Here is a 13,530-nt window from a genome sequence, read left to right as displayed (position 1 = left end):
TCTCCGGGGGCAGGAAAGTCGTTCAGGGTATCAGACCAGCACCGATTCGGCCGTGAAGGCGGCGAGCAGCGAGGCGAACTCGTCCTCCATCTCATAGACCGCGGTGAACTCGGCGAACGCCCAGCGGCCATGGCTGCCGAGGTTGTTGACGCCCGGCACCCAGAAGGCGCGCATCGTGTTCGCCTTTTCCTTCGCATCCTCGCCGCGATACCCCTTCACCTCGACGATCAGGTTCAGCGGGTCCTCGCGCCCGTCATCCACGCGCAGGATGAAGTCCGGGCGGTAGTGGCGGGACTGCGTGCCGAGCAGGTACGGCACCTCGAAGCCGAGGCCCTGGTTCTTCGCATAGGCCAGGACGCGCGGGTGGTTCTCGGCCACGCGGCAGAACTCGGCTTCCCAATCGCTGTCGCAGACGACCCAGTTGATGTGGCTGCGGTCGGGGCGTGCTTCCCACCGCGTCGCCTTGGAGGTGGTGAAGTTCACGAAGCGGGTCGAGCCAGTGGGGTTGTAGGGGTCCAGGATCGCCAGCACCGGCTTCTCGCCGACGAGGGACTCGGTGATGGCGTCCTTGATCTTGTTGGCCGCCATCTCCGCCAGCTCCATGTAGAGGAGCTGCGCGGGGAACGTACCACCGATGCAGCGAAGGTAGCCGCCATCGATCCATTGCCGGACGATGCGCTTCATCTGCCCGAAGAGATGCAGCTTCGGCTCCTCGCCCGTCTCGCGGTAGGTGCGGTAGAGCAGGTGCCGCGTCAGGTGGAACAGCACCGTGGAGTCCCGCACCTCGTCCAGATGGTCGAGCGTGAGGTCCGCGGCTTCTCCGATGATGCCCTGGTTGCGCGTGCGGGTAGCGCCGACCAGTTCCGGCGTCAGCTCCAGCACATGGTCGGGCTTGAACTGTGCCTCCAGGCGCTGCTCGGGCAGTTCGACGCGGTAGCCCTCGACCCGAGGGAAGGTGATCTCCAGCGCATCACGGTCCGGTCGCACGGCATGGACGCGCACCGTCTCCCGTGGCGGAGCCGGGGGCGCCACGACCGGCTTCGCGGTGAAGTCGAAGGGAATGCCGAGGATGTCGGCGTATTCGACGTTGAACAGGTCCTGGTCATTCAGCTCGTAGGACTGGCGCCGAAGGGCGCGGCCGACAACCTGCTCGCACAGAAGCTGCGTGCCGAAGGCGCGCACACCGAGGATGTGCGTGACGGTGTTCGCGTCCCACCCTTCCGTCAGCATGGAGACGGACACCACGCAGCGGACCTGCTCGCCCAGGCGGCCAGGCTTGCCGACGGTGTTCATGACCTCGCGCAGCAGGGTGGCGTCGTCGATCGTCTCACCGGCGCGGATGTCACCGCTGCGCTCGACCATCTCCTTGCGGAATCGCTCGATCTCATCCGCGGCCATGGCGCGGAAGTCCTTGTCCAGCGCTTCGCCGGATTCGAGCTGCGCGCTATCCACGAGGATGGTGTTGGGTCGGGCGAGGCGATTCCCATACTCGTCGTAGTTGCGGAACAGCTCGAGCGCACCCTGCTGGAAGCTCGCGCCGCCCTCGGCATCGCTTAGCTCGTAGCCGGAGATGTAGCGGTAGATCAGCTCCGACGTCGCCGTGTTGTTGCAGACGATGATGAACACGGGCGGGATCCGGATGCCCTTCTCCTGCCAAAGATCGTAGGTCTGCTTGTAATGGCCGTAGAGCGCCTGCAGCGCCGTGATGAGGTAGGTTGGCAGCTTCTGCGGATCGGCGGCCTGGCCGGTGCCGCGGCCCTTCTTCGGCATCGCCTTGCCGATGTGGTCCCAGAGATTCCGGAACACCGGCATGGTGCCGTCATTCACATTCGAAGAGACGGGCACGCGCGGCAGCTTCACGATGCCGCATTCGATCGCGTCCATCAGCGAGAAGTCCGACATCGTCCACGGGAACAGCGTGCCTTCGGCATAGCCGGAGCCGCGCAGGAAGAAGGGTGTCGCGGAGAGGTCGTAGACATTGGCGAGGCCGAGCTTCCGCTTGACGGCTTCCAGGCCGCTGATCCACAGGCGCGCGGCCTCGTTGTTCTCTTTCGCCTCTTCCTTCTCGTCGCCCTTCAGATCGTCATCTTCGTCCGACACGCGCTCTCGGTAGCAGTGGTGCGCTTCGTCGTTCAGCACGACGATGTTCTTGAAGCCCATGAGGTCGGGCATCACGCGTTGGAGCATCTGCCCTTCGGTTTCGAGCGTCTGGAGCTTCTCCTCGCGCCAGCCTTCCAGCGCCGAGCGCGTGCCCTTTGCGACGTCGATGCGCTCGCGCAGCTTGAAGGCGTGGTAGTTGGTGATGACGATTTTGGCGCGTGCGATGTCGCCAAGCATGTCCTGCGGGACGATCTCGCGTTCCCGGAAGTAGCTGTCGGGATCGTTGGGCTGCAGGACGCGCAGGCGATCCCGGATGGTGATGCCCGGCGCGACGATCAGGAAGCCGCGCGAGAAGGTCTTGCTGTTCGGCTGGCGGACCGCGTTGACCGTCTGCCACGCGATGAGCATGGCCATGACGGTGGTTTTGCCCGCCCCCGTCGCGAGCTTCAGCGCGATGCGCATCAGTTCGGGGTTGGCCTGCGCGTTGGCGCGCTTCAGGTGGTCAAGGAACTTGCCGTATCGGGAGTTCGGCTTCGACGCGACCTCGGCAAGCCAGATCGCCGTCTCGACCGCCTCAACCTGGCAGAAGAAGGGGCGTACACCCTGGAACTGGTGGTGACGCCAGTGCTGGAGCAGGCGCGCGGTCTCTGGGGTGACGCCCCACTGGTCGGGGTTCGGCAAGTTCCGCCAGGTTTCGACGTAGCCGCGGACCTCGTTGATGATCGGGGTCGGGTTATACTCCTGCGTCGCGGAGGAAAGACCTTCGGCGTCTTCGAATAGAAATTGCGACTGGTCTTTGCCCTTGCTGCCCTTCCTACGCTTTGGCTTCGGAACCGGTGTGATCAGGTCCGACCGTCGGCGGGTCTCGACGATCCGGGAGGTTGGTTGCCCATCCGAGTCGAGTTCCCAGTGACGTGCCGGAGGCGCATAGGGCGAATTGAGGATTGGGCGGCTGAAGAACTCCGAATCCATGCCCCGCGCGGCCCCTAGGTTGCTTGTAGTACATCTTTCCCGGAACCAGTGGTTCGATCAAGCATGGCGAGCAACTTAGTGGCGAATTTAGCGGCGCGTAATCAACAGAGCCGCTTGCCTTCGGGCTCGTGGGACCACGTCCACCGGAAATGGCTCAATCAACCCCCGCAGGGTGGGGCTTCCGGCTGTTGGCTGATCGGGGCCGCCTCCACGTCAGGCCTGCTCCTTGCCAACAAACCGCCCGTCGTCGTCTCGCCGCCGGCGTCGCTCGACGTCCTCGATTTCGTCTGGTAGCGCCACCTCAGGCATGTCTACCGCTGGCAGGCTCAAGCCGACCGCTACGGCCAGGCGATGCACCTCTGTGGCGTTGCACAGCGCATGATCAAGATTTTCCGGAGGCGGCAGCCGCATCAGGCGGACGCCGCCGCCGTCCTGGCTGTGACGCCGCAGCCAGGCGTCGAGGCTGCCAGTGCTGGCCTGATGCACAGCCGACCGGATGCCGCCGCCCACAAAGAATACAGGCAGACCCTGCACCCACCGTTCGCTCTTCGGGTCTCGGTTCCGCTTGGTTCCCCAGATCACACTGCGTTGCCGGCGGTCGAGATCCCAGCGGAAATAGTTCGCCAGCGTCGGATCGTCCGCACAACCTTGCCAGACCTCGGCCCCGAGCATTGCCACCTCCGCCGCGAAGATGGGGCAGCGCGCCGCACCGTCGCGTCCCTTGAAAAGGTTGAAGGTGCAGCAGTCCACCGTGCCGCCCCCTACGTCGACGATGGCGTAAAGCCCGTCATCCAGCATGGTGGAGTTGGCGAAGCCGGACACAGCCGCCGCGATCTCGGGGACAAGCGCTGCTTGCGCGCGCTCAAGCTGCTCTGTCTCAGAACCCACCACCGCAGCCAAAGCTGCACGCGTAGCGGCGAGAGTTACAGCTACGGGTTGGTCGGCCAGCGAGAGTGCGGCGGCGATACACCGCTGGTAGCGATTGCGGAGACCACCATTGTTCAGTGAGGCGGCGGGAAAGCCGAAATTGTAAGACCAAGTGATTCGGCCCCGCTGCATAAGCATGGCCCGTTCGGTCGCCAGCCAGCCCCGCGCTTGCCTGACCTGTAGCGCTAGGAACGCGCAGGCCGCTTCTTCTGCGTTCGCCCGTGCCGCCACGGTCCCCATGACCGGGGCAGGCGGGTTCGACATCAAGCCTGCCTTCAAGGCGCAAGAAACAGCAGCGCCCGGCAGGGGCGAAAGAGAGAACGGACCATCAGACGCGAGCCAAAGCCGCGATGCCCAAAGATAGGGGTGTTCCTCCGCCTGTGCGAAGGGCGGCACAGGGACAGCGTAAACGGGTGAGCCCGCCTCGTAGGGCAAGCGCGCGGCGATCTTCGTGCTGCTGGTACCGAAGTCCACGCCCAAGACGATCTCGATCCCACGCCGGGTGGAAGCCGCTGGCGAGACAGGGGTCGCACCATTTGCGAGGCGCTTGTTGAGTTCGACAACATCATCAGAAGTCGCGCGGCATGCCGAGGCTAGCTCGCGCGCGCGCTGCTCGATCTCCGCTGGTAATGCCTCGATCTTCGCGGCGAGCCTGCGCGCCTCAGCTTCCTTCTCGCGATCGCTCGGTGGACGCGGCGGAGCCATAGCGCTGGCCGGGATCGCCTGGCCCCTGAGCGAGGGCGTGGACGGTCCCGCCGCCTGTGGACGCTTTGCATTTGCGCCGCCGGCAGTCGTCGCTGCCTTCGGTATCCCCGGATGAACGCTGCCGCTACTGCCCGCCGGCCGAGCATGCCGGGCCTCAGCGACGGGCGATCGAGGGAATACAGTTTGGGGAGCGATCTGGGGTGTCGGCGCTGGGTGCCCCCCCGGCGAATCCTTGGTCGTAGACGAATTAGGTTGTCTTCCGCGCGAGTTCGCCAACTCAGGCTGTTGCGGCGCCCTGGGAGCCGAAGGCTCATCGGACCTGAAGAACCGCCCGATCCATCGCAAAAGCCCCGACATCTGGCTCAGCCCGCCGACTGTGTCGCACAACTGGCGACCGCTGTGGCGTCACTGGCGCTCATCGCACAACCTCGACAATCGCCACTGCCAGTTGCTCAGCCTGCGCGGTCTGCATTCGTCCACGCTCAATCTCGGCACGCCGGATCGTCGCGCGCTCTTCCAAACGCTTAAGCTTCCCCTCATTGGCTGCCAGGATACCGGTGAGGCGGCGGGCGCGTGAGCTTCCGCTGTTGATCTCCCGCCGTTGACCATCAATGAGGGCCATGAGCCGCCCACGTTCCGCGCCGAGACGTTGTTCCAGTGTGCGCAACTGAATGGCTGCACGGTCGTCTTGTTCGGCCTTGCGCGTCGCCTTCTCCTGCAGGAAGCGCTCGGTCAGCCGTTCAAGGAGGTCGGACTCGCAGCGGTCTGCGAGGGCGGTGGTGTCGAGAAGGGCGTCAGCTTCGCTCCACAGCGTGCCGGCTTCTGCTGCAATTAGCAGGAGCCTCTCGGCATCGTCGTCCGCCAACGCAGTCCCGTCCGATAGAGCGAAGCCGCCATATACGATGCGCTCCTGCTCGACCTGACCACCGAAGCGGCAGAGCATTGCGAGGATTGTGTAGCGGCCGGGGGAGATCTGGGCCACAGCGCCAACTCGCTCCGAGCTGATCCGCGCGGCGACCGCTGGTCGTAGCTTCGGAGCATCGGTCTCCGCGACCCGGGCTGCGACGAAGCGGACCAGAGGGTGTGTCTGTGTGATTGTCTCCACAGCACGAACGCGCCGCTGGCCTGCAATCGGGCGTCCGAAGCGGCACACAAGCGATCCGGTCTCACGCTCGACTCTGCCACCTGTCGGCAGGCGGCTTGCCTGCAGCCAGTCCACGTAGGCGGCGCGAGCCTCAGAGGTTAGCCGAATCTCGTAGGTATCCTCGCGGTCGAGGTCGCGGATAGCGCTTCCAGGGTACAAGGCCGCAAGCGCGTCACTCAGGTAGCGTGCCAGGTCGCGAGCACCGATCCAGCGATGCATCTCATGCGCCGTATGAATCGAGCGGAGGACGTGATCGCCGTGGGCGATTAGCGCCGCTGCCTCGCCTTCCAACTCCTCTTCGAGCTTGAGGCGATTCTCAATCGCCTGGCTCGTCTGGTCGATCCGCTGCGATATTTGTTCGGGTGTTAGCGCCCCCGTGAGCAGCTCTGGGGTTAGCTTTGCGATCTCCTCACCAAGCACGGCCTCGAAGCCGCCAAGGGCGCGTTCACAGATGCCCAATCGCTCGTAGAGGCGGCGGTAAATTTCGTCGTCGATGGTGCCGCGGTGCATGAGGTTGATGACTGTCACAGCGTCGGCCGCTTGACCTAGTCGGTCAACACGGCCGATCCGCTGTTCCACACGCATCGGATTCCAGGGTAGGTCGTAGTTGATTACCGTGCGGCAAAATTGGAGATCAATGCCTTCGCTTCCCACCTCGGAAGACAGCAGAACCCTCAGCTCACGATTGGACTCGAACCGCGAGATGGCAGCGTCCCGCTCCGTCGTGCCGCCATGGATGGTCTCACAGTGGATGCCGGCTTGCTCCAGGCGACGCGCCAGGTAGCGGAGCGTCGGGCGGAATGTCGAGAATACAACGGCCTTTTCCTCGGGATCCGACGCGAAGAACTCGCGCAGGACCTCGAGGAAGGTGGCAAACTTCGTATCGTGCCGCTCCAGTTCCCTTCCAGGCGGCAGGCTGGCGCAGATGCGAGCGAGGCGTTCTACAAGAGGTTTGAGGCCGATCTCTGACGTTGTGTCGACGTCGCTCTCTGCAGCGATGTCCTCATCCTCGGCCTCGGCGTCTACGATGTGTCGCCGCCAGTGGTCGACAGCCGCGGGCAGGCAAGAAGCGAGAAGTCTTTGCGGTGTGGCGAGCAGGAAGCCAGCAGGGACGTCGCGTCGCCAAGCATGCTGCTGCACCTCGGCCGTGATTGCGTCGTAAGCTTCCCGCTCTAGCGGCGACATCTCGGCCCGGTGCGCGCTCACACGCCGGACAACACGAAGCTCCTGGACATCACGGCGCCGCGTGCGGTTCACAGTGTTCGCAAGCAGGTTCGCCCCTTCGAGACGCCCGGCAAGGCGAGCACGCTCAGCCAGTGGAATTGGGTCGGGCAGTCGGTCCAGATCGCTGAGGAGAGTTGCAATTTGCTGCGTCCCTGCAAGCAGCCGGTGCCGCGCGGCCTCTGACACCAGCGCGCGGATTTCACCGGACGGTCGTCCGCGGAGTGCTGCTTCCCTTGCCTCGATCAGCGGTCGGTTGGCGTCCAAGATCTCGTCAAGCGCGGTCGGGTGTCGGAAGGTCTCCGGGTCGATCAGTGCTAGAAGTGAAAAAAGGTCGCGGCTCTTGAGGTGGATCGGCGTCGCCGACAAGAACACATGGTGCTGTGCTAGCGGTCGGAGCAGCCGGCCGAGCAAATTGCTCTGGGTGTCAGGGTTTCGGAGATGATGGGCCTCATCCACGACAAGCATGTCGAACACCGGTTCGTCGTCTGCGCGGTCGCGCATGAACCTGGCAAGCTCAGCGGAGGCGCGCCCAAACATTGGGTCGGTCTCGTCTTCCCATCGTGCTGGCGGCTTAAGACCTTGCAGACTGCACACGGCGACGAAGCCTCGGGACCAGCGGTCGCGATCGCGCAAGAGAGCAAGAAGTTCGGCAGCAGATAACACGCGGGCATCGAGCCCAAATTTGCCGGAAAGCTCGGCTTCCCACTTACTGCACAGGACTTTTGGACAAACAATGAGTGCCCGTCGATAGTCAAAGCGCGCGCGTAACTCTGTCCAGATGAGTCCTGCTTCGATCGTTTTTCCTAAGCCAACCTCGTCAGCAATGAGAAGGCTGCCGGTTGGCGACGACAACATCTTCAACACCGGCTTAAATTGGTGTGCATGGAAGTCCGTGTTCGTCGACTCCATGCTGTAAATGACGTCTGCGAGGCGACCAGCCAGCCGGATGTGTGCGAGGACTTGCCGAAGCCGCGCCGGCTCGCTGAACCTACCTGAGCGCAAGAACTCTATAGGCTCCTCGCTCGCTGTCGGCAGAGGTTCGAGTTGGTCGAGCGGGACAGTACTCACCCCGGATGGAAACTGAACCCTGCCGAAGGAGCGGCCTGCACGAACAACGACATCCTGGAACGCGCCAAAGCGCTGGGGATCGCCAATGAGCCGCACGAGCATTCCTCGCACGAACACGTCGCTGTTCACATGAGATCCTGTCGTATCCGGCATGACGCTATGATCGCCAGAAACACCGCGACTCTGCAACTATCCGGTTACTTGCGCCTCTTCTGGATGGCAGCCTGAACTTTGGAAGCGGACACGGTGCCCTTCGTTATCATGTCCGCACGTTCCCGGCCTGCCCTTCCCAATCCACCGGGAACGGCTGCATCAGCGCCGGCAGCGTCGTCCCTTCAGGCTGCCGCCCATCCAGAATCGCCTCGACGATGTCCGGCGCCAGCAGCGTCAGCCGCAACACCCGCGAGACGTAGGACGAGTTGATCTTCTCTGCCGCGGCGAGCTCATTGATGGTGGCGAACCGCCCCGACTCCAGCATCCGCCGCCACCGGAACGCCCGCGCCACTGCCTTGATGAGCGTAATGTCCTGGCGCTGCTCAAGCGCCAGCACGCCGGGCGTGACCATCGCTTTCCGCCCGCCCCGTGGCTTCACCCGAAGTGGGACGATTACGGTGAGGGTGTGCGCTGCCCCACTCATGCTGCGACCCTCCCGGCCTCGGGTGCCTGGGCGGCAAGGTCCCGCACAAGGCTGCCAAGCCCGTCCAGCCGCAGCCGGACCGCGGCGCCCTCGGCCCGGACGTCGACGCGGTCCACCAGCAACCGCACGATGCGCGCCCGCTCGGCGGGGAAAAGCTCGTCCCACAGCGGCTCGATCTGCTCCAGTGCCAGCAGCACCTCCTGCTCGGTGACGCCCGGCGATGTCGTGCGCGCGGTGCGCCAGGTGCCGACCACCATCTCCGGCTGCCGCAGCAGCGCGCGGACCTGCGCAACCACCGCCGCCTCGATCTCGCCCGCCGGGACCCGCGGGATCGCCGGCCGCTCCGTCGCGCCGCCCTTCAGCACCGCCTGGCTGACATAGTAGCGGTACATCTGCCCGCCCCGGCCGCGGCTGTGGCTCGGCGACATGGCGCGACCGTCGCTGTCGTAGATCAGCCCGCGCAGCAGCGGCGCGGTCGTGTTCCGCGACCGGTTAACCCGCACCCGCGGGCTGACCTGCAGGACGGCGTGCACCGCGCCCCACTGCGCCTGGCTCACGATCGCATCGTGCTCGCCGGGATAGGCCGTGCCCTTGTGCACTGCCTCGCCCAAGTACACGCGGTTGCTGAGGATCCGATAGACGTCGCTCTTCGTCAGCGGCCGGCCCCGCTTCGTCGTGGCGCCCTCAGCGCGCAGCACCTGGACCAGCTTCGTGCACGACTCCGTCTCGACGAACCCCTGGAAGATCCGCCGCACCAGCGTGGCCTCGGCGTCGTTCACCAGCAGCTTACGCTCACGCACGTCGTATCCGAGGGGGACGAACCCACCCATCCACATGCCCCGCTTGCGCGACGCCGCCACCTTGTCGCGGATGCGCTCACCGATGACCTCTCTTTCAAATTGCGCAAAGCTGAGCAGGATATTCAGCGTCAGCCGGCCCATGCTGGTCGTCGTGTTGAACGACTGCGTGACCGAGACGAAGGTCACGCTGTTCGCGTCGAACACCTCGACGAGCTTGGTGAAGTCAACCAGCGAGCGGCTCAAGCGATCGATCTTGTAGACCACCACCACATCCACCAGCCCCTCCTGGATGTCGGCGACCAGGCGTTTCAGGGCGGGGCGCTCGAGGGTGCCGCCGGAGATGCCGCCATCATCGTAGCGCTCGCGCACCAGCACCCAGCCCTCGGCGCGCTGAGACGCGATATAGGATTCACACGCCTCCCGCTGGGCATCGAGGGAGTTGAACTCCATGTCGAGCCCTTCCTCGCTCGACTTCCGGGTGTAGACCGCGCAGCGCAGCTTCCGCACGGTCGCCGGCATCGCGCCGGCCGGCTTCGCGTCGCGCTTCATGCCGCGCTCCGGCTCGGGCGCAGCCCGAAGAACACGCGCCCGTTCCAGCGCGTGCCGGTGATGGCGCGGGCGATGGCCGAGAGCGATTGGTAGGGGCGGCCCTGGTACTCGTAGCCAGCGCGCGTCACTGTAACGACGTGCTCGACGCCCTGGTACTCGCGGATCAGCTGCGTCCCGGCGATCGGCTTTTCGTCGCCGCGCATGCGGCGGACAGTGACCTTACCGCCATCAAGCTGCTCACCGAGCGCCTCGAGGCGGGCCAGCGTCTCGGGCTTCAGGCCGCCGTAGGCCAGCTCCTGGATCCGGTAGGCGAGCCGGCTCTCCAGGAAGCGCCGGTTGTAGGGCGGCGGCTCGGTGCCGAAGAGCTCCCGCCACTGCTGCTTCAGCGCCGGCGTGGCGGCGGTCTTCAGGGAGGCAAGCCGGCCGAGCACGTCGGCGGGCGGGATGGCGGGGGCGGCGAACGCCGGCGGGGTGGCGGGCTTGGGCTTCGTGGCGCGCGTCATGCGTCTCTCCGGGTGGTCCGGTTCGCATGCAGGCGCTGGGCGGCCGGGAAGTGTAGCAACCGCTCTCCCCGGTCCGCCGCACCCCGCGCCGCTTCCTCGGCAGCGCGGCTGCGGAGCCGCAGCAGGCCGCGGGCGAGAAGATCGCAGACCTCGCGTAGGTGGGGCGGGAGGTGGTGATTGGTCGGGTTCGGCAGGGGCATCGCGATCCAACACGCATGGTCCTGCCTGTTATGTACGGATTTGGGGTGGTGCCGTTCTCACGGCACCACGCGAAGCACCCCGATCACGCCGCCTTCCGCTTTGCCTCCGACCCGAAGATGGCCCAGACATCGCGCAGCCGACGCTTCATCGTGCTCTCGTCGGGCACCCTGCCGCCCTTCTCAGCAAACCAGCCCTGCACGTGCCGGATCAGAGCGCCAAAGGAGTCGGGCACGCCCTCGAAGTAGATCAGCCGACACGCCTCGAGCCGAGCCGCATCCCAGTCATAAATCGGCTGCGAGCCGCGTCCTCCGGCCTTCGGGCCAAGCGCGATGTTATGCAGCGCTTCCTCGGTGGCCGCGTAGCGCGCGAGTTCCTCGTGGCGCACACCGACCTCGTCACGGATGACCGTGTAGCCGCGATCCTCTTCGCTCGTGCTGACCAGGCGCCGATAGAAACCCGGCTCGGCGGCCAGCCAGAAAATCGTCTGCGATCCATGCCGCAGAACGAACCACGCATCGTCCGGCTTCAGGTCGACGAGGCCCTGAACACGACGGCGGTCATCAGGGAACGGCGCGGCATCGCCATCAAGCGCGACCTCGTGGTGCCCGTCCTCAACCAGCAAGCCAGCCACCGCGGTGCAGAGCTGGATCTTTCTCTCGGATACCAACACCGACATGTCGAGCAGCGACAGCCCGAGCCGCTGGCACACTTCGTCGATCTGATAGAAGACCTTCTTCTTCGGCGGATTTGCCATCGCGACCTCCGTCAGCCCGCACGCATGCTGCGCAGGCGCCGATAGGCCAGCACGACGCGACCCATGTCCTTGCGCATGTCGGGCGGCAGGCGCTCTGCCTCGACAAACAGCGCGTCGAGCGGAATGCCAAGGATCGCCGCGGCGCGCTGGACCACCTCGTCGCTCGGTGGCTTGTCGAGATTGCGCTCGATCCGAGACCAGTAGCCGGGGGAGATCCCCATCCGCTCGGCCAGATCGTTGAGCCCTATCGCGAGTTCCGTGCGCCGGGCGCGCACCACATCGCCGAACGCCATCACGCGTCTCCTTCCACCAGGCCGTAGCGAGACAGGCGCACGGCGATGAACCGCTCCGACACACCGAAATCGCCGGCCAGCGCCGCCAGCACGCCGGCGAGAACATCGGGCGGATTGCCGGCTGCGACGATCGGACTGGCCGGCCGGCCCTGGTGCGGCCCGCGGCAAAGCCGCAGCCCTTCGCTGCGCGCATAGGCCAGCAACCGCGTGTGCAGCGGCACTGGCGGCACCAGCAGGGCGCCCATGAATTCATTGGCGCGCGCTTCAGCGCCACGACCCTGGCGTTCGAGCGCCCGCGGGGAACTGGCCACCGCGTGATAGCGCTGGTCTCCCCTGGCCAGCGCGGCCGGCACGTCGAACAGCAGATGGCCAAGCTCATGCGCCGCCGTGCTCAGCGCCAGGTCAGGGCGATTGGCTGTCATCGGTCCATTGACCGCGATGTAGGCCCAGCCCGGTTCGTGCGCATCGATGTCGCAGAGGCCGAGCACCGTGTGGCCGAACTCGTCGCGCAGCGCGCGGCCCAGTTCCCAGGACACGGACAGGCGCTGCTCGTTCACCTCGACCGCGCGACAGGCATCGATCAGTGCCGGAAGGGTGAGCGCAAGGCTGTCAGGCTCGCGTGGGATCTGGCGCCGGACCTGGGCGGCGACAGTACGAATGGCTGGGGCAGCTGCGTCCTGGCGCGGGCTGAGCGCAGCGGCTGCGGGATAGGCGATCGCGATGGACATAGGAACCAGGTCCCTGGTTTAGAGATGATTGGGCAACAGTAAGTTCACTGTATGTTCCTGCCCACAGGAGAGTCCAGCGCTCTCGGCGAGAGGGGGTGCGGTGGTCGCGGGCACCCTGCACCCCCTGGTGCGTAAGTGATTGACGGTGAGTGCTAGTGCATTGATTCGTTATGGGGTGCGGGGATCAGTGGAAGTGTTCAGCGCACCCCTGCGCACCCCCTTGCCCTAGCCGCACCCCCTACCGCGGCGCTGATCTCGGCTCATCGCAATCAACCGAGCCGGAAGGGCCGTGGGATGAGAGAGAAACAGAAGTCGCAGGCGAATCTTCCTGAAAAATGGGACGAACGTCAGGTCCGCGTGGCTCTGGCGGCGGCTCGCTGCCACGCCGCGCGTTTCGCCCGGCAGCGTCGCCTGCCCCGGGAGGACCGGGAGGACCTGACCCAGGACATCCTGCTGGTCATCCTTGAGGCGGGCCAGCGCTACGACGTCACGCGGGCGTCCTGGACCACCTTCGTCGCCGTGCTCGCGCGGCGTGCGGTCATCGATCGCGCGCGGCAGCCATCGCCGCCGGCGTGCGTGTCCCTCGATAGCGAGTTCGCTGCTGACATCCGCAGTTCCCTCGTGGTGCCGCAGGCAGATTCCGACATCGGCATCGCATTCGGGCGCGTCGGCGAGGATCTGCCGCCGGCACCGCGAGCGCTGTTGCGGCGGATCATCCTGCACCGTGATGTCGCAGCGGCGCGCGACGCCGGTGCTGTCTCTCCCGCCACCTTCTATCGCGAGCTCCACGACCTGCGCTGCTGGCTTCGCGCGCTCGGTGTCCGCCCTGCGGCAGCGGCATCCGTGCGTGCGACGGCGCCGATGCAATCGGGGCCGTGAGAAGGATTTCGCGCACATCCGTAAATAACAAAGTGAGCACCACGCG

Annotated in this window: 10 protein-coding genes; 1 reads left to right on the top strand and 9 read right to left on the bottom strand. The window is 65.6% G+C overall.

The annotated features are described in order from the left end of the window. Positions 1 to 30: 30 nt before the first annotated feature. From E8M80_RS15790 to E8M80_RS15745, 9 genes are all read right to left on the bottom strand, one after another. Entirely contained in the window at positions 31 to 3,072 is a 3,042-nt protein-coding gene (locus E8M80_RS15790; RefSeq protein WP_137126670.1) for a BPTD_3080 family restriction endonuclease, read from the bottom strand. Positions 3,073 to 3,285: 213 nt separating this feature from the next. Further along, positions 3,286 to 4,704 carry a hypothetical protein gene (locus E8M80_RS15785; protein WP_137126669.1) on the bottom strand — a complete coding sequence of 473 codons (1,419 nt, stop codon included), beginning with the start codon at positions 4,702 to 4,704 and terminating at the stop codon, positions 3,286 to 3,288. A 415-nt stretch (positions 4,705 to 5,119) separates the two neighbouring features. Then, positions 5,120 to 8,293 carry a helicase-related protein gene (locus tag E8M80_RS15780; protein WP_137126668.1) on the bottom strand — a complete coding sequence of 1,058 codons (3,174 nt, stop codon included), beginning with the start codon at positions 8,291 to 8,293 and terminating at the stop codon, positions 5,120 to 5,122. A 106-nt stretch (positions 8,294 to 8,399) separates the two neighbouring features. Next, positions 8,400 to 8,705, bottom strand: a complete 306-nt coding sequence (locus E8M80_RS15775) for a hypothetical protein (RefSeq protein ID WP_370287453.1) — start codon at positions 8,703 to 8,705, stop codon at positions 8,400 to 8,402. A gap of 68 nt (positions 8,706 to 8,773) precedes the next feature. Continuing rightward, complete coding sequence (locus E8M80_RS15770; protein ID WP_137126666.1) at positions 8,774 to 10,126, bottom strand: recombinase family protein; 1,353 nt, start codon at positions 10,124 to 10,126, stop codon at positions 8,774 to 8,776. After that, positions 10,123 to 10,629, bottom strand: a complete 507-nt coding sequence (locus E8M80_RS15765) for a DUF2924 domain-containing protein (protein WP_137126665.1) — start codon at positions 10,627 to 10,629, stop codon at positions 10,123 to 10,125. The genes E8M80_RS15770 and E8M80_RS15765 overlap by 4 nt, the downstream gene beginning before the upstream one ends. Positions 10,630 to 10,912: 283 nt before the next feature. Then, positions 10,913 to 11,584 (bottom strand): hypothetical protein, encoded by a 672-nt coding sequence (locus E8M80_RS15755; RefSeq protein WP_137126663.1) that lies wholly within the window; start codon positions 11,582 to 11,584, stop codon positions 10,913 to 10,915. 11 nt (positions 11,585 to 11,595) lie between these two features. Then, positions 11,596 to 11,877, bottom strand: coding sequence for a helix-turn-helix domain-containing protein (locus tag E8M80_RS15750; protein WP_137126662.1), 282 nt, complete (start codon positions 11,875 to 11,877; stop codon positions 11,596 to 11,598). Continuing rightward, a complete protein-coding gene (locus E8M80_RS15745; RefSeq protein WP_137126661.1) occupies positions 11,877 to 12,605 on the bottom strand; it encodes an ImmA/IrrE family metallo-endopeptidase in 729 nt (242 codons plus the stop codon). The genes E8M80_RS15750 and E8M80_RS15745 overlap by 1 nt, the downstream gene beginning before the upstream one ends. A 294-nt stretch (positions 12,606 to 12,899) precedes the next feature. Between E8M80_RS15745 and E8M80_RS15740 the strand changes: the two genes are divergently transcribed. Beyond that, on the top strand, positions 12,900 to 13,484 hold the full coding sequence (locus E8M80_RS15740; RefSeq protein WP_137126660.1) for a sigma factor: 585 nt from the start codon (positions 12,900 to 12,902) through the stop codon (positions 13,482 to 13,484). Positions 13,485 to 13,530 lie beyond the last annotated feature (46 nt).

Origin of the sequence: Roseomonas sp. HF4 (assembly GCF_005222755.1) — a bacterium.
Lineage (GTDB): Bacteria > Pseudomonadota > Alphaproteobacteria > Acetobacterales > Acetobacteraceae > Neoroseomonas.
The sequence above is the reverse complement of the archived record's forward strand: the minus strand, read 5'-3'. Positions and strand labels throughout refer to the sequence as shown.